Origin of the sequence: Janthinobacterium sp. P210005 (genome assembly GCF_036231865.1) — a bacterium.
Classification (GTDB): Bacteria; Pseudomonadota; Gammaproteobacteria; order Burkholderiales; family Burkholderiaceae_D; genus Janthinobacterium; species Janthinobacterium kumbetense.
In genome coordinates this window covers 505,824-526,288 of record NZ_JAZARC010000005.1, presented here as the reverse complement: position 1 = coordinate 526,288, position 20,465 = coordinate 505,824, and the positions used below count along the sequence as shown (strand labels likewise).

Annotated in this window: 19 protein-coding genes, 2 tRNA genes and 2 pseudogenes; 10 read left to right on the top strand and 13 right to left on the bottom strand. The window is 60.6% G+C overall.

What is annotated here, in order from left to right; translation table 11 throughout:
* Positions 1-60: 60 nt before the first annotated feature.
* The 3 genes from VPH40_RS21715 to VPH40_RS21705 all read right to left on the bottom strand — a co-directional run bounded on the left by VPH40_RS21715 (position 61) and on the right by VPH40_RS21705 (position 2,848).
* Positions 61-777: a TIGR00266 family protein gene (locus tag VPH40_RS21715; protein WP_070224704.1), complete on the bottom strand. Its 717-nt coding sequence runs from the start codon at positions 775-777 to the stop codon at positions 61-63.
* A 187-nt stretch (positions 778-964) separates the two neighbouring features.
* Positions 965-1,540 (bottom strand): TerD family protein, encoded by a 576-nt coding sequence (locus VPH40_RS21710; protein ID WP_099664994.1) that lies wholly within the window; start codon positions 1,538-1,540, stop codon positions 965-967.
* Positions 1,541-1,765: 225 nt separating this feature from the next.
* Positions 1,766-2,848, bottom strand: a complete 1,083-nt coding sequence (locus tag VPH40_RS21705) for a DUF475 domain-containing protein (RefSeq protein ID WP_328574467.1) — start codon at positions 2,846-2,848, stop codon at positions 1,766-1,768.
* A 235-nt stretch (positions 2,849-3,083) separates the two neighbouring features.
* On the opposite strand from VPH40_RS21705, the gene VPH40_RS21700 reads away from it, so the two are divergent.
* The 3 genes from VPH40_RS21700 (at position 3,084) to VPH40_RS21690 (ending at position 8,147) form a co-directional block, all read left to right on the top strand.
* The gene (locus VPH40_RS21700) at positions 3,084-3,509 is read left to right on the top strand and encodes a divergent PAP2 family protein (protein ID WP_289899324.1); all 426 of its coding nucleotides are present in this window, start codon (positions 3,084-3,086) and stop codon (positions 3,507-3,509) included.
* 240 nt (positions 3,510-3,749) lie between these two features.
* A complete protein-coding gene (locus VPH40_RS21695; RefSeq protein WP_077401247.1) occupies positions 3,750-4,922 on the top strand; it encodes an efflux RND transporter periplasmic adaptor subunit in 1,173 nt (390 codons plus the stop codon).
* A gap of 3 nt (positions 4,923-4,925) precedes the next feature.
* Positions 4,926-8,147, top strand: a complete 3,222-nt coding sequence (locus tag VPH40_RS21690; RefSeq protein ID WP_328574466.1) for an efflux RND transporter permease subunit — start codon at positions 4,926-4,928, stop codon at positions 8,145-8,147.
* Positions 8,148-8,246: 99 nt separating this feature from the next.
* On the opposite strand, the gene VPH40_RS21685 is transcribed toward VPH40_RS21690, so the two are convergent.
* The 6 genes from VPH40_RS21685 to VPH40_RS21660 form a co-directional block, all read right to left on the bottom strand.
* On the bottom strand, positions 8,247-8,564 hold the full coding sequence (locus tag VPH40_RS21685) for a hypothetical protein (RefSeq protein ID WP_328574465.1): 318 nt from the start codon (positions 8,562-8,564) through the stop codon (positions 8,247-8,249).
* 236 nt (positions 8,565-8,800) lie between these two features.
* Complete coding sequence (locus tag VPH40_RS21680) at positions 8,801-9,724, bottom strand: SAM hydrolase/SAM-dependent halogenase family protein (RefSeq protein ID WP_099664989.1); 924 nt, start codon at positions 9,722-9,724, stop codon at positions 8,801-8,803.
* A 20-nt stretch (positions 9,725-9,744) separates the two neighbouring features.
* Positions 9,745-12,258, bottom strand: coding sequence for a TonB-dependent receptor plug domain-containing protein (locus VPH40_RS21675; RefSeq protein ID WP_328574464.1), 2,514 nt, complete (start codon positions 12,256-12,258; stop codon positions 9,745-9,747).
* A 112-nt stretch (positions 12,259-12,370) separates the two neighbouring features.
* On the bottom strand, positions 12,371-12,568 hold the full coding sequence (locus tag VPH40_RS21670) for a hypothetical protein (protein ID WP_328574495.1): 198 nt from the start codon (positions 12,566-12,568) through the stop codon (positions 12,371-12,373).
* Positions 12,569-12,618: 50 nt separating this feature from the next.
* Positions 12,619-12,795, bottom strand: a complete 177-nt coding sequence (locus VPH40_RS21665; RefSeq protein WP_328574463.1) for a hypothetical protein — start codon at positions 12,793-12,795, stop codon at positions 12,619-12,621.
* Positions 12,796-12,870: 75 nt separating this feature from the next.
* Complete coding sequence (locus VPH40_RS21660) at positions 12,871-14,271, bottom strand: L-cystine transporter (protein ID WP_251350914.1); 1,401 nt, start codon at positions 14,269-14,271, stop codon at positions 12,871-12,873.
* Between the two features lie 262 nt (positions 14,272-14,533).
* Between VPH40_RS21660 and VPH40_RS21655 the strand changes: the two genes are divergently transcribed.
* Genes VPH40_RS21655 through VPH40_RS21645 form a run of 3 tightly spaced genes read left to right on the top strand, consistent with a single transcriptional unit; the run spans position 14,534 to position 15,953 of the window.
* The gene (locus VPH40_RS21655; RefSeq protein ID WP_305053557.1) at positions 14,534-14,911 is read left to right on the top strand and encodes a nuclear transport factor 2 family protein; all 378 of its coding nucleotides are present in this window, start codon (positions 14,534-14,536) and stop codon (positions 14,909-14,911) included.
* 13 nt (positions 14,912-14,924) lie between these two features.
* The gene (locus VPH40_RS21650) at positions 14,925-15,314 is read left to right on the top strand and encodes a hypothetical protein (protein WP_328574462.1); all 390 of its coding nucleotides are present in this window, start codon (positions 14,925-14,927) and stop codon (positions 15,312-15,314) included.
* Positions 15,315-15,347: 33 nt separating this feature from the next.
* Positions 15,348-15,953 carry a hypothetical protein gene (locus VPH40_RS21645; RefSeq protein WP_328574461.1) on the top strand — a complete coding sequence of 202 codons (606 nt, stop codon included), beginning with the start codon at positions 15,348-15,350 and terminating at the stop codon, positions 15,951-15,953.
* A gap of 260 nt (positions 15,954-16,213) precedes the next feature.
* On the opposite strand, the gene VPH40_RS21640 is transcribed toward VPH40_RS21645, so the two are convergent.
* Positions 16,214-16,822 carry an IMPACT family protein gene (locus tag VPH40_RS21640; protein ID WP_328574460.1) on the bottom strand — a complete coding sequence of 203 codons (609 nt, stop codon included), beginning with the start codon at positions 16,820-16,822 and terminating at the stop codon, positions 16,214-16,216.
* A 67-nt stretch (positions 16,823-16,889) separates the two neighbouring features.
* A complete protein-coding gene (locus VPH40_RS21635; RefSeq protein ID WP_305053554.1) occupies positions 16,890-17,147 on the bottom strand; it encodes a hypothetical protein in 258 nt (85 codons plus the stop codon).
* Between the two features lie 65 nt (positions 17,148-17,212).
* Between VPH40_RS21635 and VPH40_RS21630 the strand changes: the two genes are divergently transcribed.
* From VPH40_RS21630 to VPH40_RS21615, 4 genes and pseudogenes are all read left to right on the top strand, one after another.
* Complete coding sequence (locus tag VPH40_RS21630) at positions 17,213-18,016, top strand: AraC family transcriptional regulator (RefSeq protein ID WP_328574459.1); 804 nt, start codon at positions 17,213-17,215, stop codon at positions 18,014-18,016.
* Positions 18,017-18,251: 235 nt separating this feature from the next.
* Positions 18,252-18,898 (top strand): annotated as a pseudogene (locus VPH40_RS21625) (IS5 family transposase); the annotation flags it as partial.
* 124 nt (positions 18,899-19,022) lie between these two features.
* Positions 19,023-19,181 (top strand): annotated as a pseudogene (locus VPH40_RS21620) (transposase); the annotation flags it as partial.
* 241 nt (positions 19,182-19,422) lie between these two features.
* Positions 19,423-20,106: a PEP-CTERM sorting domain-containing protein gene (locus VPH40_RS21615; RefSeq protein ID WP_305053552.1), complete on the top strand. Its 684-nt coding sequence runs from the start codon at positions 19,423-19,425 to the stop codon at positions 20,104-20,106.
* A gap of 100 nt (positions 20,107-20,206) precedes the next feature.
* Here VPH40_RS21615 and VPH40_RS21610 read toward each other — a convergent pair.
* Positions 20,207-20,282 (bottom strand) — tRNA-Lys (locus VPH40_RS21610).
* 79 nt (positions 20,283-20,361) lie between these two features.
* Positions 20,362-20,437: transfer RNA gene (locus VPH40_RS21605), tRNA-Lys, on the bottom strand.
* Positions 20,438-20,465 lie beyond the last annotated feature (28 nt).

Here is a 20,465-nt window from a genome sequence, read left to right as displayed (position 1 = left end):
GGTGCGCGCGCGGGGATTCTAAGCGGCCAGACTTAACCTGGCCTTAGAGAGGAGGGGGAATCAGCCGGCCTTGCCGCTGGCCGTCCACTTCAGGAAGGCGTCGCGGTTGCGCGAGCAGATGAACACCTTGCCCGAGCCGGAAAAGCGCAGCACGATGCCTTCGCCGCTGGTCACGCTGTTGACGATATTGCCGAGGAAGCCGCCGATGCCGCCGCCGCCCGAACCGCCGCCCGTGGTCACGGAAATCTCGTATTTCAGGCTATTGTCCCAGCACACGACGTGGGAATTGTCGATCACGACATCCTTGCCCGGCTCGACGTCGAGCTGGAACATGGAGCCGAAGCCCGACACCACCACTTGTCCCGTGCCGGCCGTCTCCATGACGAAGAAGCCGCCCGACTGGGCGAACAATGCGTTGCCGATGCTTTGCGTGCGCACCTTCATTTCCGTGCCCGAGGTGGCGGCGACAAAGGCGCCGTCGTTGAGCAGGTACTGGCGCGCGCCCACGTCGACCACTTCGATGGCGCCCGGCAGGGTGGGCGAGAGCAGGCAATCGCCGCTGCCGCGCACCGCTTCGATGTGCTGCTGGAAGAACGATTCGCCGTTGGCGAAGCGGCGCATGATGGCGCTGCCCAGGCCGCCCGTCATCTTGCCTTTCAAGTCCAGCGCCGTTTCCATCATCACCATCGCATCGGATTCGCAATAGATGGTTTCGCCCTGTTTCATGCTGACGTGGAGGAAAGGATCGACGTCGCCCGTGACACTAAATACTGGCATGATAAATCTCCAAAAAAAAGCCGCCTGAACTGTGCAGGCGGCAGTGATGATATGACAAAAATGCAATTCACCTCGAAAAACCGTAGCGAGCAAGCTCGATTTCGGGTTAAGTCGCGCAGCTGTACGCAGGTACAGCGAGCAACGCAGGCCCGAAAGTGAGCGGCGCAGTAGGTTTAACGAGTGTGAATTAGGCGTTGACGCCGAAAGAGCGGGCCAGTGGGCCCAGACCGCCGTTGAAGCCCTGGCCGATAGCCTTGAACTTCCATTCGCCGTTGTAACGGTAGATTTCGCCAAAGATCATCGCCGTTTCCGTCGAGCTGTCTTCGGACAGGTCGTAGCGGGCGATTTCTTTTTCGCCTTCCGCGTTCAGGCAGCGGATGAAGGCTTTCGACACCATGCCGAAGTTCTGGCGGCGCGCGTCGGCGTCGTGAATGGTGACGGTGATGCTGATGCGGTCGATGTCGTTTGGCACGCGGGTCAGGTCGATTTCGATGCGCTCATCGTCGCCTTCGCCTTCGCCCGTCTGGTTGTCGCCCGTGTGGACGACGGAGCCGTCGGTCGACTTCAGGTTGTTGTAGAAAATGAAGTCAGAGTCGCCACGGACTTTGCCGTCGCTTTTCAGGAGGAAAGCGCTACCGTCAAGGTCGAAGGTGGCGCCATCCGTCGAACGAGGATCCCAGCCGAGGCCGACGATGATCTTCTTCAGGTTCGGTGCTTCCTTGCTCAGGTTGACGTTGCCGCCTTTTTGCAAACTGATTGCCATGTGGTGCTCCTTTTCAGTAATTAACTCAAAACGCCAATCAAAACCTACTGCGCGTCGTAATTTGCGGCCTGCGATGCTCACTGTACCTTCGTACAGTTGCGCTTCTCTGCCACAACTTCCTTCCGCTCGCTACGGTTTTGTCAGGTGTTGTTAAACATGCCTTCATGGGATGAGCGCAAGGCGCTCGTGCCATTACTCTCTCAATTGGGGGCGGAACCCCCGATTTCAAGCTTGTGCCGCGTGCCGTTTGCGATAACGCAAGGATGACCACAGCGAGACCAGGATGAAGGCCACGCCCGACAGGCCCGTGAACCACTCCGGAATATGGTACTTGACGGACGCCAGCATGATCAAGGCGAGGATGCCGATCGCATAGTGGGCGCCGTGCTCCAGGTAGACGAATTCGTCCAGCGTGCCCTTGTGCACCAGGTATACCGTCATCGAGCGCACGAACATGGCGCCGATGGCCAGGCCCAGCATGATGATGACGACGTCGTTGGTGATGGCGAACGCGCCGATCACGCCGTCAAAGCTGAACGAGGCGTCCAGCACTTCCAGGTACAGGAAGCCGCCGATGCTGCCGCGCGCCACGGTTTTTACCAGGTCGCCATTGCCGTTCCTGGCCGGCGCGGCGCTTTCTTCTGCGTCATCCTGCAAGTCCGGTTCGCCTTCTTCCAGCAAGCCGCTGATCCAGTTCACGCCGATGTAGACGGCGATGCCGACGATGCCCGACGCGAGCACGCTGTATTTTTGCTCCACGGGGCCCATCGCCACGCAGGCAGCCACGGCGCCCATGGTGATCAGCACGGCCAGGCTTTCCGTGCCCAGCGCGTTGACTTTTTCCTCGGCCCAGCCCAGCCAGTGCAATTCCTTCTCGTCGTCGAACAGGAAGTTCAGGAACACCAGCAGCAGGAAGGCGCCGCCGAAGGCTGCCACTTGCGCATGGTTGTCCGTCAGGTGCTTGGCGTACACATCGGGCGTCGTGGTGGCCATGGTCCATACGTCGACGAGGCCCAGGCCCGTGGCGACGGAAACGATGACCAATGGAAACAGCAGCCGCATACCGAAGACGGCCACGAGGATACCTACCGTCAAGAACAGTTTTTGCCAGAATTCATTCCAGTGACGCAAGACCGAGGCATTCACCACTGCATTGTCGAACGACAGCGACACTTCCATGATGCCCAGCACGCCCGTGATCCACAGCGCCTGGATCAGGCCCGGCATGCCGCCATGGCTGTAACCCCACCAGCCTGACACAGCCATCAGGATAAAAGTGACTAAAAAGGAAATTCTGAAATGCCGCATGAGTACCCCGTTGCAAGTATGAAAGACGTTTGATTATCCGCGCCGCTGTGTGCGCCGCACTGAGTGTTGATATACGTCAATTGTTGTATATGCCATGATTTTATATTAGTTGCCGCCGGGGGCGGCGTTTTATAGGCTGACGACAGACAGTTCTGCTGGCGCGGATGTTCTGCGATAATTGCGGCGCGCCTGTCTCCCCTGACACACCCTATACATATATAAGAAGGAATACCCCGTGGATATCGCTTACCTCGTCACGCCCCTGATCACCTGGATCCTGGTCGGACCGATCAAATTCCTGATCAACAGTGTCCGCACGCGGCAATGGGCGTTCGGCCTGGTCGGCAATGGCGGCTTTCCCAGCAACCATAGTGCCGTCGTGTCCAGCATGGCGACCCTGATCGCCTTGCGCGAAGGCATCGGCCATCCCGCCTTCGGCGTGGCAGTGACCCTGGCCTTCATCGTCATCATCGACGCCAACAGCCTGCGCCAGCACGTGGGCAAGCAGGCGGCCGCCATCAACCGCCTGGCCAAGGAAGCGGCCAGCCCCGCGCATACCTGGTTGCGCGAGCGCATGGGCCATACCCTGGTGGAAATCGCCGGCGGCCTGTGCACGGGCGTGGCCATCGGTTTCCTGATCAACACCGTTTTCGGCCGCTAAGTTCGCTTCCCCTGAAACGCAAAACCCCGCTTCAAGGCGGGGTTTTGCGTTTCAGGGCGTAAAAACTACGTTTCATCCATTGATTAAAGCATTACAGGAAACCGCCGATTGACATGCCCGGATGCGCTCATGGATACTTTGGCGCTTGTGGTTTTAATAAAAATATTATGCTTGCTATCGCTTGCAGCCCTATCCGGGCCGCGGGAACGGTAGTGGTGCTATCTATCCGGAGAATTACCCATGTTGCGCAAAACCCTGTTTGTTCTGGCAATCGCTTCTGCCCTGGCCGCCTGCGGCAAAGAGTCCAAAGATCCCGGCAAGGGCGGCAAGAATGCCAAGGAACAGGCGGGCGCTGCCGCCAATTTGCTCGTGTCCCCGGAAGACTTGCTGACCATCCAGAGCAATGCGCTGGCGTCGGGGCCGGTCATCACCGGTTCCGTGCAGCCCGAGCGCAACGCGGACTTGCGCGCCGAAGTGTCGGCCGTGGTGATCCAGGTCATGAAGGAAAATGGTGAAATCGTCAAGCGGGGCGACGTGCTGGTGCGCCTGGACGAAACGTCCATCCGCGACGGCCTCAATTCGGCCGAGGAAGCCAGCCGCGCCGCCGGCCAGGTGCTGGAGCAGTCCGAACGCATGTTCCAGCGCATGAAAACCCTGCGCGCTTCGGGCATGACCTCGACGCAGGCGCTGGAAGACGCGGAAATCCGCCGCAACAATGCGCAAAGCGATCTGTCCGCTGCGAAAAGCCGCGCCGTGCAAGCGCGCCAGCAGTTGCAGCGCACCCTCGTGCGCGCGCCGTTCGACGGCATCGTGAGCGAGCGCAAGGTATCGAATGGCGATACGGCGCAAATCGGCAAGGAATTGATCAAGGTCATCGATCCAACCAGCATGCGCCTGGAAGGCCTGGTGTCGGCCGACAAGATCGGCGTCGTCAAGGTGGGCCAGCCCGTATTGTTCCGCATCAATGGTTATCCGGGACAGGATTTCGCGGGCAAGGTGCGCCGCGTCGATCCGGCCGCCAACGCCGTCACGCGCCAGGTGGCCGTGCTCGTCGATTTCAATGACAAGGAACAACCGCGCGTGGCCGGCCTGTATGCGGAAGGCCGTATCGAGACGGAAACCGTCAGCGCGCTGATGATACCCGACTCGGCCCTGGTGAAGGCGGGCGACGTCACGTACACGTGGAAAGTCAAGGACAAGGCTTTGCATAAAGTCAACTTGCGCATCGGCGCGCGCGACGTGCGCACGGGCCAGTGGGAAGTGCAAAGCGGCCTGGCCAGCGGCGATACCGTGCTGCGCACGCCGGGCTCGACCTTCAAGGATGGGCAGAAAGTGGAATTGACGGCCGCCAAGGCCGTGCCAGCCGCCGCCGTGGCCAGCAGCAGCACCGCCGTTGCCGGTAAAGGAAACTAAGCCATGTTCCTTTCCGATTTCAGTATCAAGCGGCCCACCGCCACCATCGTCCTGATCCTGGCCATGATGTGCGTCGGCTTGCTGGCGCTCAAGAAATTGCGCGTCAACCAGAACCCGGACGTCGAAGTACCGTTCATCGTCGTCAGTATTCCTTACCCTGGCGCGTCGCCCGACACGGTCGAGCGCGAAGTGGTGAACCGCCTGGAAAAGTCCTTGCAAAGCATTTCCGGCGTGACCGAAGTCAACAGCGATTCGAATGAAGGTTCGGCCAGCATCTTCCTGAAGTTTTCCTTCAATACCAATTTGATCGAAGCGTCCGACAATATCCGCAATGCGATTGCCGCCGTGCGCTACAAGTTGCCGACGGAAATGCGCGAACCTATCTTGCAGCGCATCGATCCGGCTGCCGAGCCCATCATGCAACTGGCCCTGTCGTCGAATACGCAAAGCCATGCGGAAATTTCGCGCCTGGCCGAGGACGTGCTGTCGGACCGCTTCCGCACCGTCGATGGCGTGGCGCTGGTCAACGTGGGCGGTTCGCTCAAGCGCGAACTGTCCGTGCTGCTGCGGGCGGAAAAGTTGCGTGAATACAATGTTTCCGTCAGCGACGTCGTCACCGCCTTGCGCAACCAGAATACGAATGCGCCCGTGGGCAAGGTGCGCGGCACCCTGGACGAGAAAAGCATCCGCCTCGTGGGCCGCATCGAGTCGCCAAGCGACTTCGAAAAAGTGGTGATCAAGCGCCGCGGCGAGGAAATCGTGCGCCTGGCGCAAGTGGCCACCATCGAAGATGGCTTTGCCGAAGTCAACAGCCTGAGCATGCGCAGCGGCAAGCCCAACGTGGGCATTTCGATCACCCGCGTGCGCGACGCCTCCACCGTCAGCGTGGCCAACAAGATCCGCGACATGGTGGCGGAAATCAACAAGACCTTGCCGAAAGGCACGATCCTGCAAGTGACGCGCGACGGCGGCGAAAACGCCCAGCATAGCTTGAACAACGTGATCGAATCGCTGGTGCTGGGCGCCGTGCTGACGATTTTCGTCGTCTACGCCTTCCTGAACTCGTGGCGTTCGACCCTGATCACGGCGCTGAGCCTGCCTACATCCGTGATTGCCGCCTTCATTGCCGTGTGGCTGTGCGGCTTTACCCTGAACTTCATGACCTTGCTGGGCTTGTCGCTGGCCATTGGCGTGCTGATCGACGATGCCATCGTCGTGCGTGAAAACATCGTGCGCCACATGCAGATGGGCAAGGACCGCCGCACGGCCGCGCTGGAAGGCACGGCCGAGATCGGCATGGCCGTGGCCGCGACGACCTTCTCCATCATCGCCGTCTTCATTCCCGTCGCGTTCATGCCCGGCATCTCCGGCGAATGGTTCCGTCCGTTTGCCTTGACGGTGACGTGCTCGGTGCTCGTCAGCCTGGGCATCTCGTTTACGCTCGACCCGATGTTGTCGGCTTACTGGGGCGACCCGGTCGAGGAACACTCGGCGCCGAAAAAAGGCATCGGCCGCGTACTGGAAAAATTCAACCACTGGTTCGACCACCAGGCCGACCGTTATGGCCGCGTGATCGCCTGGGCCCTGCATCATCGCCGCTGGATGGCCGTGATCGCCTTCGGCAGCCTGGTAGGCGCCATCGTCCTGCACGCTACCCATGGCGGCACGAGTTTCCTGCCAGCATCCGATTCGGGCAACTTGATGATCAATGTGCGCACCCCATCGTCGAGCAGCATCGAGTATTCGCGTTTGAAACTGGAAGCGGCGGCCGTGCTGGCGCGTACCTTGCCTGAAACCAAGGATACCAACAGTTCCATCAATGCGGGCGGCGGAAGAGTGTATGTCGACATCGGCAAGCGCAATACCCGCAAGCGTTCGGCCAAGGAAATCGCCGTCGAGCTGCGCGAAAAGATGTCGCGCCTGGTGGGCGCCGAATACGTGGTGCAGGATGACTTGAGCAACGGTTCGCAAAAGCCGATCCAGGTGGAATTCACGGGCCCGGATTCGCGTAAATTGATGGAAATCACGAATGCCTATATGGACAAGCTGCGCACGATTCCCGGCGCCGTCGACGTGGGCCTGTCCGAGCAAGACCCGAAGAACGAGCTGCAGATCGAGCTCAACCGTGGCCTGGCCAACTCGATGGGCATTTCCGTCAATGACGCAGCGCAATCGTTGCGCGTGGCCTTCGCCGGCGTGGAAGTGGGCGACTGGGTCGATCCGACGGGCGAAACGCGCGACGTGGCCGTGCGCCTGCATCCCGATGACCGCGTGGCGTCGGAAAACATCGAGCGCCTGCCGATCAGCGTGACGGGGACTTCGCAAATGGTCCCGCTCGACCAGATCGCCACCATCACCATGGGCAAGGGCCCTTCCGGCATCGAGCACAAGAATGGCAAGCGCACGATTACCGTGTCGGCCAATGCGCAAGGCCGCTCGAACGGCGAAGTGACGAGCGACGCCATGAAGCTGGCCAATTCCATCGACTTCCCGCCCGGCTATGGCCTGGCGCTCGGTGGCGCCGGCCAGGATCAACAAGAACTGTTCACGGAAATGCTGATCGCGCTGGTCATGGGTATCGGCCTGATGTATTTGATCCTAGTCATGCAGTTTGGTTCCTTCACCGCGCCGGTGGCCGTGATGATGTCCTTGCCGCTCAGTTTGATCGGCGTGGTGGTGGCGCTGGTGATCACGAATAACACCCTCAACCTGATGAGCTTTATCGGCATCATCATGCTGATGGGGCTGGTCGCCAAGAACGCCATCCTGTTGCTGGACGCGGCGCGCAAGCGCGAGGAAGAGGGCCATGGCCGCGAAGATGCGCTGATGTATGCGGGCCGCATGCGTCTGCGCCCCATCCTGATGACGACGTTCGCGCTGATCGCCGGCATGTTCCCCGTGGCGCTGGGCCTGGGCGAGGGCGGCGAGTTCTACCGTCCATTGGCGATCGCCATCATCGGCGGCACCATCACCTCGACGATTCTGACCCTGCTGGTCGTGCCGACCTTCTATGACAGCATCGAAATCGCCCGTGATGGCGCCGTGGCCAAGTTCCACCGCCGCGCTTCGCGCATGCCCGTGGCCGTAGCCATGCTCTTGACCTTGATCGAGTGCGTGCTGACCCTGCTGCTGGTGCGCTTCGCCTACCGCATGCTGAAAAAGGCCGTGCTGTTCCTGATGGGACGCCGCACGCCGAAGGCGGCGTCGGTCAGCCTGCAAAAGTAAAACCGGGCCAAGGCCAGCTCGCGCTGCGCCGTGGTATTTCGAGAGCCTTCCGCGGAAGGCTCTTTTTTTTGCCTGCCCGGTTGGCCAGGACGCGGCGCGCTAGCTGTTGCGCGGTGGCGGCGTGGTCCCCGTGCCTGTGCCGTTGCCAGGCGGCGTGGTGGAGGGCGGGGTGGTCGTGCCATCGGGGTTGGTGGTGGTGCCCGGTGCCATGCCAGGCGTGGCTGGCGTAGTGGCGTCCGGATTGGTCGTGCCCGTGGTGCCGGACGTGCCGCTGGTGGCGGGCGGCGTTGCCGGCGCGGTGGCGGCGGGCATGGCGGTGGTGCTGGTATCGTTGCGCTTGTTGCAACCGCCCAGCAGCGCACAGACGATGGCGCTGCCGAGGACGAGCTTGCTGGTGGTCAGGAGTGGAGCCGTCATGATTGTTCCTTTTCAGTGAAAAACTGTCGTGGAAACGCATGCCTCGCCAGATTGCGTATCTGGAACAAGGCTGGCATCGCTTGCAAGGTTTAGAGTAGGCGGGCCGGTACTGGTTCACCGGACTTGCACAGGCGCGGTGCTGGCGGAGACAGGGAGCGCGCTGCGTTTGACGCAGCGCAAATCCGCAAGGGATACGGGGTGGGCCAGGATAGGACGTCCTGGCCGCGCAAGACGATTTATTTGGCGGCAGGGGCCTTGCTCACTTCCACTTCCCAATCCACGCCCGACTCGACGTGGTGCTTGGCGGCAAAGTCGCCCTGGCTGATGGCGACGGCCACGTCGAGCAGGCTGTTCAGGTAGACGAGGGGCTTGCCCTTGGCGACGCCGCCAAACGTGTGCTCGAACGGCGCCGTGACCTTGGCCACTTGCTTGCCCTTGTGCAAGATGCGTACTTGCAGCGGGTCGTGCAGTTTTACCTGCAACTCGTCGAGCAGGGATTTCGGAATGTTTGTCCAGACATTGCCGTACTTGACGTCGAGCACGGGCACGATGCCGCGAATCGTGTTGCCGTCGCGCACAGGCTTTTGATACGCGATCTTCACCACGGATTCGCTCGGCAATTGAGGCCCCACCTGTTCATAGCTGATGGCGCCTGACGCCAGGCGCGCACCCACGTACGCGTACACGTCGCGGCCATGGAAGGTGTACGACTCGGCGGAGCCAGCCAGGCGGTTGACCTTTTCATCGATTTCGCGCAGTTCGGCCACGCCGTCGCGCTCGGCGATCAGGGTGAACAGGCCATTGTCCGGCCCCACGAAGTAGCGCCCTCCCTTGGTTTTCAGCACCACCGACTTACGCGCCGTGCCCACGCCCGGATCGATGACGGAAACGAATACCGTGCCTTGCGGCCAGTAATTTGCCGTCTGGTACAAGCGGTAGGCGCCCAGCCAGATGTCGTAGTCGGGAATCTGGTGCGTCAGGTCCGAAATGGTCAGCTGCGGATCGACGCCATAGGCCACGCCATGCATGGCCGACACGGCGCCATCGGCCGTGCCGAAGTCCGTCATCAGCACCAGCGGCGCGCCAGCCTGGGCGGACGACAGCAGGAGGGCGCTCAGGCAGGTGCCGGCGACGAGGTGGGAGAGGCGTTTGATGATCATGATTTCCTTTGTATCCAGTGTCAGAACGTGTAGCTTAATTTAGCGTAAAAGTACGCGCCATTGACGCCGATGGGGTTGATGAAATTGTAGGGCAGGGCGCCGCCATACGTGGCGTTATTCGTTTCCCGCACGCGCTGCGGATAGCGGTCGAGGATGTTGTTGCCGCCCACGCTCAAGGTCAGTTGCTTGCTCAGTTTCAATTGACCTTCCAGGTCCAGCGACCAGACGGCGCCGAAGCGCTGGGCGGGGATGCCGTCGATCAGGGGCGCATCGCTGTCGTACGAAAAATCTTTCAGCTCGCCAAAGCGCGTGGCGCGCGCTTGCACGCCCCAGCCGGCCGCCTGCCAGTCGGCGCCGAGGATTAATTTGCTGGAGGGTGACGCATGTTTGATGCGGAACAAACTCGTCTCCGTCAGCAGGGTCAGACTGGGATCGATATTGGCCAGCGCAGCGGAACTCTGGCGTACCTTGTCGAGGCTGGTCTTGTTCAGGTTCAGCGCCGCATTCAGGTTCAGCTTGCCTGAGGTGAACGCCAGGTCGTGGTTCAGCACCACGTCCAGGCCTTTGGTTCGGGTGTCGAGCAGGTTGGCCAGGTAGGCAACGGACTGGATGTCGCTGCGGTCATTCGCCGCCAGGTAGGCCGTGACGGCGTCGCTTTGCAAGTCGCTCGAGCGCGTGATGCGGTCGCGGATGCGGATCACATAGGCGTCCACCGTCACGCTGGTGGCGGCGGCCGGTTTCCAGGCCAGGCCCAGCGAGACGTTGGTCGATTTTTCAGGTTTCAGCTGTTGCGCGCCGAAGCTGCGCGCCAGCGGGTCGCTGGCCGGCAGCAGGGCCGCCGTTTGCAGGGCCGTGCCATCGGCATTGAAGTTCAGGGTGGCGAAGCGGAAACCCGTCTGCACGAGGGCCGGTGCGCGGAAGCTGTTCGACAGCGAACCGCGCAGGAGGAAGTTGTCCGTCACTTTATAGCGCGTCGACAGCTTGCCCGTGCTGGCGCTGCCGAAGTCGCTGTAATCGGAATAGCGGGCGGCGGCGCCTACCAGCAGGCGCGGCGTGAGGTCGCTTTCCACGTCCGCATACACGGAGCGGATTTGCCGGCTGCCGTCGTAGGCGTCCGATGGGCGCAAGCCGGGTCCTGCCTGCGCGCCCGGCGGCGCATCGGTAAAGCTGCCGGCCGCATACGAGGCAGGGTCGCCAGCCGAGCTGGTGTAGGTTTCGCGCATCCATTCGGCGCCCACCGCCAGGTTCAAGGGGGCGGGCAAGCCGATGTCGATACTGCGCGTGGCATCGAGATTCAAGGCGTTCTGGCGGAAGTCGAAGCCGGCCAAATTAAAACGCGTGGGGCTGGCGGCGCCCAGCGAGGCGTTGACGGAGTGGCTCACGCCGTAGTCAAAGCGGTCGCTGCCGTGGCGCGCGCTGGCGTCCCAGTTCCACTCGCCCAAGCTGCCGCGCACGCCGGCTACGATGCTGAGGTCGCGCTTGTCGCCGTTGGTGACAGGGCGGTAGCCGTTCGGATACAGGGCCAGTACATTCGACGGGTCGCCCGGATAGCGGAAGTAGGCGCTGCCGTCCGATGTGCGCTCGTTGAGGGTGGCAAACGAGTACAGGTCCAGGCCGTTATCCAGGGTGAGCTGGGTGTTGTAGAACAGATAGTGGTTACGCTGGCGCGAGTCGCCCGACTTGAACACCACCTTGCCGTCGAGCGCCTGGTCGGCAGGCGTGAAGTTGTAGGAAGTCCAGCCCGCGTCGCTGGGGCCGGCACGTTCCGTGGGCGAGCGGCGCCGCGTTTCCGCGCCGAAGCGGAAGTAGCCTGCCTCGCCCAGCGGCACGCCATAGTCGGCGTTGACGATGACGGTCTGGCCATCCATCAGGGTTTGATCGGTCGGGTCGAAATGCGTGTGGTTGGCGCCATAGCTGATGGACGCGGCGCCGCCCGTACGGGCTTTTTTTAGCACGATGTTGATCACGCCCGCCACGGCATCGCTGCCGTACTGGGCGCCGGCGCCGTCGCGCAGGATTTCGATATGGTCGATGGCGTTCGGCGGAATGGCGTTGATGTCCACCGGCACGGTGCCGGCAAAGCTGCTTTCCGTGTCGAGCACGGCGCTCGTGTGGCGGCGCTTGCCGTTGATCAGCACCAGCACCTGGTCCGGGGCCAGTCCCCGCAACTGGATGCCGCGCACGGAGTCCGACGCGCCGCTCGACTCGATGCGGGGGAAGTTGATCGAAGGCGACAGGTTTTGCAGGGCCGCGCCCACGTCGCCCGTCGCCAGCGCATTGCTCACTTCGCGCGCGCCGAAACGGTCGATGGGCACGCTGCTGTCGAACACCGTGCGGTTGCGCGCGCGCGAGCCGACGACGGTGACCTGGTCGATGCCGGCGCCGGCCGTGTCAGCGGCAGCGCCTGTGCCGGCGGTGGCTTGCGCGTCCTGGGCCCAGGCGGACGGTGCACCCAGCATGGCGCAGGCCAGCACGATGGCGCGCAGCGGCGTGGCGGGAAGGGAGGCGGGGGCGGATGAATGGCGCGGATGCAAGGCGGTGTCCTTTGGGCTCGATTAGTGTCGGTGTGGAAACAGTTGCCATGAGCTTAAGGGAGGCGCCCGCCGGCGCTAACGATTCTTTCTGGATATGCTTATGCTGTTGTTTTTATGCCGTTATGACCCTCCGCTCAGGCTTTCGGCGCGGCCGGCATGTCGGGCTGGGCCGTGACGGGTGTGCCGGCCGCTTCCTGCGGTCGAGGATGCCGAACTCCTTTTCACGCAGGCGCTCGTCGGCTACCACGCAGGGGAGGCTGTCCGCACCGATGCGCGCCAGCACGGCTTGTGCTGTCCGCTGCACCCGCATGTAGGGCGAGTACAGCACGACAGTTGCCTGTTGTTCAGGGGGGGGGCGAATCAGTCGCCCAGGGCTTGCGCCTGGCGCGCGCCCAGTTGGGAGAGGGGGGTATCGACATCGCGCTCGGCGATGGCGATCAGTAACTGTTTTTCCTCTTCAGCGGCATCGCGCGCCACGTCACCGGCACTTTGGCCGTGACGCACGATCCAGATGTGCTGCGGCCATTTCTGTTTCATCGCCTTGCGCCTTCCTCCATGTTTATTGTCAATCAATATAGAGGGAGGCGGCAAGGCACGGCGCTGGATAACTTCCTAGGCGGCGTGTTCCGCTTCGTCCAGGTCGGGCGCGTCGTCGCTGTTGTAGACGGCCAGGTCGGTTTGTCCCATGACCCGGCTGGTGACGGTGCCCGCCGTGATCGAACCGCTCACGTTCAGGGCCGTGCGGCCCATGTCGATCAGCGGCTCGACGGAGATCAGCAAGCCGGCCAGCGCGACGGGCAAGTCCATCGCCGACAGCACGATCAGGGCGGCAAACGTGGCGCCGCCGCCCACGCCGGCTACGCCGACGGAACCGATGGTGATGATGGCCAGCAATGGCAGCAGGAAGCTGATCGTGAATGGATCGACGCCGACGGTGGGGGCGATCATGACGGCCAGCATGGCGGGATAGATGCCGGCGCAGCCGTTCTGGCCGATGGTCGAACCGAACGAGGCGGCGAAGTTGGCGATGCCTTCCGGTGTGCCCAGGCGCTGGGTTTGCGTCTGCACGCTCATCGGGATCGAACCGGCGCTGGTGCGCGAGGTGAACGCGAAGGCCAGCACGGGGAAGACTTTTTTCACGAAGCGCAGCGGGTTCAGGCCCACGCCGGCGATGATGGCCAGGTGCACGAGGAACATCAATATCAGCGCGCTGTACGAGGCGACGACGAAGTTGATCAATTTCAAGATGTCCGTGTAGCTCGACGAGGCCACCACTTCAAACATTAGCGCGAACACGCCGTACGGCGTCAGGCGCAACACCAGGGTGACCATGCGCATGACGATGGCGTGCGCCACTTTCATGAAGTTTTCGAAGGATGCGAAAATTTCCGGCTTCTTGGCGGCGATGCCCGTGGCCGAGATGCCGATGAATATGGAAAACACGACCACGGCGATGGTCGACGTCTTGCGCGCGCCCGTCATGTCGAGGAAGGGGTTGGTCGGCACGAAGCTGACCAGCAGTTTCGGCAGGGACAGGGCCTTCGCCGTTTCCAGCGAGCCTTGCAGCTGCACGCCGCGCGCCACTTCGGCGGCGCTCGACGTCAGGCCGACAGCCGTCAGGCCGAACAGCTTGGCCATCAAAATGCCCAGCGCGGCGGCGACCGTGGTGGTGATGAGCAGGGTGCCGATGGTCAGCGCGCTGATCTTGCCCAGGGAACTCGCGTCCTTGAGTTTTAATATGGCGGAGATGATGGACACCATGATCAGCGGCATGATGATCATTTGCAGCAATTTGACGTAGCCGCTGCCGACGATGTCGATGTATTCATTGGTGCCGGCGATGATGGGCGAGCCGGCGCCGTACAGCCACTGCACGGCCGCACCGAGCAGCACGCCCAGGCCCAGGCCCGTGAAGACGCGCACGGTAAACGTCGCGTGTTTGCGTTGCTGGTGGAACATGAAGGCGAAGACGATCAGCGCAACGAGCAGGTTCAGAATGATGTTAATTGCCATAAGTGGGCCTTATCTTGGTTTTATTCGAGACTGCGGAGAGCGCGTGGAACTTTGCTACCAGTAACTTTCGTTCTTGCCCCGGGCGAAAGGGCAAGCACTGTACAGTACTATGGTGGCGTTTTGCGCAATACCGCTGCGAATATTACGCTATATGAATATGCTCCACAGGCATAAGTCTTCCGGCGGATTGTGAAAAACATGATTTCATGCCAGCATGTTTTGCCTATTTATTAATATCGTGCCAATTATTTCAAGGAAAAAGATGAATGCTTTAACGGAAGTGCAGGTACTCGATGCGGAAGAACGCTTGCGCCTGGCCATGATGGCCTCCGACGTTGCGGTACTGAAAGATTTGCTGGCCGATGACTTGTTGTTCACCAATCACCTGGGGCATTTGCTGAGCAAGCATGCGGACCTGGCCGCGCATGAGCAGCGCTTGCTGACCATCACGGACTTGCGCGCCTCCGAGCGCCACGTGCGCGTCAACGGCCACGTGGCCGTGGTTTCCGTGCGCATGCAACTGACGGGCAGCTACCACGACGTGGAAACGCATGGCGACTTCCGTTTTACGCGCGTCTGGGCGCACAATGCGGCCGGCGCGCTGCAAGTGATCGCCGCCCATTCCGGCGTCGTGGCTTGAGGAGCAAGATTTAGTGGATCATCGTTCCAAAGGGCAGCTGTTGGAAGCTGTCATCGCCGCCGGCCCGGCCACCCTGGCCATTACGGCCGGCTATCCTGTGCTGCTGTACAACCTGGTGCGCACCTGGGCTGACGCCCCCGGCGCCAATGCCCTGGCCGCGCTGCTGCTGACGGGCGGCCTGTGGGCCTTGCTGGAATTCTGGCGCATCGCGCTGGCGACGGTGGCGCGCAAGGCGTATGCGTTCAACTGGCGCTTCTGGCTGGCCATCGCCGGCTTTCTCGCCTGCTTCGTGCGTTTCGTGCCGGACATGCCGGCCGGACTGATGTTGTTGCTGATGGTACTGCCGGCGCTGGCGTGGACGCATTTCATCTTGTTGCAGATCAAGCGTCCGCGCAAGGCTTGATTGCTGGAAGTGTCGTAGCGGGAGCGATATAGCATGAGTGAAATCCACAAACTGGGCGAGCAATTCCACGCGATAGCGTCGAAATCCGACTTTTTCATGGCGACGTATTTGGATGCCGTCAAACTGCGCGTGGCGCGAACGCAGATCAGCAAAGGGCCGTTATGTAACGTCAGGCCATTCGAAGCCCAAAGGGCCGGCTTCAAGCCGGGAAAAGAGCTGAAGTCGCTGCCCGCGACGCTGAAAGATACCCATGTCTACTATTTCGATGGGGAAGGCAGGGTCATCCTGGTGGAAAGCTATGGCGGATCTGCTGCCATCATCAACAGGAGCTTCTATTTTCATGAGCGCGGCGAACTGAAAAGCGTGCATTTCAATGCGGGAGGGAGCTTGAGGAATGTCATGCTCAGTTTTCTTGACGGGGCACGCATCGCGCAGGACATCAATTTCGGGAAATTTGGCGAAGGGACTTACGATTATCTGTATGAGGATGATCGCCTCCATTCCATCATGGTCCGGCAGAGAGAGCATGGCCAGGAAAACCCTGCCGGATATCAGATTCTGTTCGGCTATGTGGACGGACAGCTGGAGAATATTCTTCACGTGTTTGCGAATGGATATCAGGAGCAGCGCTATCCATGACGATGGTGGTTTTCAAGGCAAGGCCATGAAAAAACACATGTGGCATCTGTATTATGGTGGGACAGATGTGGTGGACGCCAATGCAGCGTGGACGGGCGGGCATGCCGCTGCGGGCCTCTGTCCGGACTGCTGAAATTATATGCCCGGGAATGAAGGCGATTTCGCCGTGGTCGTGGATCAGCGTATTCCGGCAAAAGCGGATATGTTTTCCATGGGGCGCTTGTCGCCGTCCATCATGTCCGCCAGACTGCAGCAGTTGATTATGGCTGATCCTCGCCATCCTGCGCGTCCAGCCACTGTATCCGTCCATTCCCCGCCTCCAGCATGTGGGCGAGCAGGGCGGTGGCCGCCGCTTCCGGCAGGCTGAAGTCGAACAGCACGGCGTCGGCGTGCGCCACGTTCAGCAAGGTGGCGCCGGCGCCATCGAGCTCGCGGCGCAGCATGCCTTCCATCGCGTACGGCACCGTGCAGCGCAGGCTGCGCTGGCGCACGATGGCCGTCTTTTCCGCCTGCAGCAACGCTTGCGCCACGCTGTCCGTGTAGGCGCGCACGAGGCCGCCCGCGCCCAGCTTGATCCCGCCAAAGTAGCGCACGACGGTCGCCAGCACGCCTTCCAGGTCCTGGTGGCGCAGCACGTCGAGCATGGGCCGCCCCGCGGTGCCGCTCGGTTCGCCGTCGTCGACGGCCGCCGATTGCCCGCCCGCCAGCAGCGCCCAGCACACATGACAGGCGCCCGGATGCTGCGCCTTCAAATCGTTGACCACCTGCTGCGCGCTGGCGCGGTCCGTCATCGGTTGCACGCAACCGATGAAACGGCTTTTCTTGATGATCAGTTCGCTGTGGACGGGGGTGGCAATGGTAAACGGCATGGCGGGTGCTAAGGCGGGCAAAGCAGCATGATAGAGGAAATGCGCGCCCGCGACGAGCCAGTGCCGCCTACGTGGCCGATGGCGATACCAGTTCGCGCAGCGCGGCATCGCGCACTTGCACGATGTCGAACAGCCCCAGCGCGTGCAGGGCGGGCAGGGCGTCGCGGATGTCGCGCTCGGCGCTGCTGCGCTCGGCGTCGCTGCTGGCCTCATCCAGCCATAGCCTGGCATTCGCCAGGAAGGCACCCACCGTGCCCTTGCGCACGGTGACGCCATTGAACTGGCCCTGGTTTTGTTGATCCGGTAAGACGTCTTCTGCACGCATGCTGCACTCCTGAATATCGAAAGACTCCACTGTATGATGGCGGGATTGTCTTGCCTGCGTTGTTTATGACTATCGATACGTCAAATCCGCCAATCTTGCCGCCGACGCTGCTGGCGCCGCTGCGCGCCATGCGCATGTCTCAGCCGCAGGAACGGGTGACGGCGGCGCACCGCCATGCCAGCGGTCAGCTGTTCGGCGCCGAGCGGGGCCTGCTCTCCGTGGCTGCCGACCGCGGGCAGTGGGTGGTGCCGGCCAGCCATTGCGTGTGGATGCCGCCCCATCACGTCCATGCGCTGCGTTCGCATGGACCGTTTGCGGGCTGGAGCGTGTATGTGGACGAGGCCAGTTGCGGCGGTCTGCCCGCCGCACCGTGCGTGATGCGCGTTTCGGGCTTGCTGCGCGAAGCGGTGGATCGCGCCAGCAGCTGGGGCGATGGCGTACTCGATGCGCGGCAGGCCCGGGTGGCGGGCGTGATCCTCGACGAGATCGCCGCGGCGCCGCACGAGCCGTTCGGTTTGTCGCTACCCACGGACCCGCGCCTGGTGCGCGTGGCGCGCGCCGTGCTCGATGACCTGGCCGACGAGCGGGGCGTGGAAGTGCTGGCCGCCTGGGCCGGCGTCTCGCCGCGCACCCTGGCGCGCCGATTCACGATCGAGACGGGCTTTACGCCCTCGGCCTGGCGCCAGCGCGCCCGCATCCTGCGCGCCCTGGAACTATTGGCCGCCGGCCAGCCCGTCACGACGATTGCACTCGACCTGGGTTACGAGACCGTCAGCGCCTTCATCGCCATGTTCAGGCGCGTGATGGGCGTGACGCCGGGCAGGTATGGGGACGGACATGGCGGTGAATCGAGCAATATCGGTATTTGATAAAGCGCACCTTGCTGTTGATAGAGGCGGCCAAGGCTGAAATCGTGTGCGAATGCCGGACTTGATCCCTATCCCTCGTCCTTCCTGATCTTGTGCTGTTCCGATGTTGACGCTTGACGGCTTGTCTTTTGATCGTTTGAGAGAGGGTAATAGCACCTAACAAAACGTCGTGCAGAGAAACAAAGGGCACCGATGCTGGTCAAACCTACCTGACATCATTTTCGAGGGCCGCGCCATGGCCAAAGCACTTCTTCCTGATGACCTGTGGGCGCTGATTCAGCCTTTGCTGCCAGCACATCGTCGCTCTCCCAAAGGCGGGCGTCCTCGCATTGACGACCGTGCCGCCTTGACCGGCATCCTGTTCGTCCTCAAGACCGGCTTGCCTTGGGAATATCTTCCCCGTGAACTCGGTTGCGGCAGCGGCATGAGTTGCTGGCGGCGTCTACATACCTGGCAACAAACCGGCACGTGGCAACGCATCCATGACGCCATGCTGCAGCACTTGCGGGAATACGACAAAATTCAGTGGGAACGCGCCAGTGTCGACTCGGCCAGCGTGCCATCCCCCTCGGCAGACAGCATACCGGCCCCAATCCCACCGACCGCGGCAAGCTCGGATGCAAGCACCATCTGCTCGTCGATCAACGCGGTCTGCCTCTGGTGGCGAGCATATCGGGGGCTCAGGTACATGATTCCCGAATGCTCATTCCCCTGCTTGAAGCCGTCCTTCCAGTAGCAGGTCTTGCTGGCCGTCCACGCAAACGTCCTGCCAAACTGCATGCCGACAAGGCCTACGCTTCGCGTGCCCATCGGGCCTGGTTGCGCAGCCGTGGCATCGTTCCACGCATAGCCCGCTACGGCATTGAGTCGCGCGAACGCCTAAGTAGCCCCCAATAAATTATTGTGATTTCTGACTTCCATAACCGGCGCTCTGCGTCGCAGCGGGCGCCTTGCATAGCATCCAGTTCTGTTCGTCATAAATTCACAATAATTTCCTGAGAATTACTTAGGTAAATGGCGATGGGTGGTCGAACGCACAATGGGCTGGCTGCACCGCTTTCGCCGATTACGCATCCGCTACGAGCGCCGTGCCGATATCCATCAGGCATTCCTCTCGCTTGCCTGCATACTCATCTGCTGGATATACATTCAGAGGTTTTGTTAGGCGTTCTAAGTCTCAATCCAGGTTTGTTTTTTATTTGGTTAATTCATATTTTTTTTGGAAAATTATCGTATTTAATTGAGCTCAGTGAAGTATTTTCCTGCGGCGATAGGATAGTGAGTGTGTGGAAGCTATCAAGTGAGGTTGTATTTTTAAAAATCGGTAGTGTTGAAATAATAATTGATAGTGTGTTTCATTTCAGTTAACATATATTTGTTAATGTAAATATAAGGAAATGTATACTATGAATTTTTTGAGAGTTGCGGCGATTTTTTTGGCACTGACATGCGCTTCTGCCAATGCTCAAACAATTGTCACATATGATATAAAAAATGGGCGTGCAAAGGATGCAGGGAACTGGAATAATAATTACGATGGAACGCTAACGCGAGTTCATCCCACATTGGATTTGATTTATGATTACAGTGGCGGTAAAGGATCGTTGAATGATGGAATAGTTCCGAGTGGCGTTGAGAGTACCCAGTTCATCTATTCCCCTGATAATCCGATAATTACTTTGCACTTGTCGGGTCAGAGTATTATTCATGAGATGAATTTTTATAGTATGTTGCACGCAGGAAATGTCTCTGCTGGAAATTTGTCGGGGGCAAAGATCAGCTTTGGCGATCAGTCGCTATACTTGAATGCGACTAACTGGGGACCAAAATGCAGCAGTAACCTGTGCAATAATGGATTCAGTTTTGCCGGAACGGCTCTGGAGGGAATTGCCACGGATGTAATAACGATTAGTGATTTTAAAAATATAGGTAATGGTCTGCCCCTATATGCCATTGGTGAGATTGTCTTGAATGGATCGTTGGTATCGCCCGTTCCTGAGCCAAGTACCTATGGAATGTTGCTTGTAGGAATTGTTGCGATTGGGTTGCAGGCAAGAAGGCGCCGCGGCGCCAAATCTGATATGGCTTGAGATGCCAGGGAGGGGGTATGTAGGGCTGTCGTGTGCTAGCGCAGATGCGGCGGAAACAGAAAAGCCCACGAACCGGGTTCGTGGGCTTTTCTGAAGTATTTGGTAGGCCGTGCGGGATTCGAACCTGCGACCAACGGATTAAAAGTCCGCTGCTCTACCAGCTGAGCTAACGACCCAAAAAACTTTTTACTATTACTGCGGTAATGCTGCGCGGTGATGCGTGCCATGAAGGCTTGCAAACAAACCACAAATTCTTGGTAGGCCGTGCGGGATTCGAACCTGCGACCAACGGATTAAAAGTCCGCTGCTCTACCAGCTGAGCTAACGACCCAAGGGCGGCTATTATGACGGCCAATGGC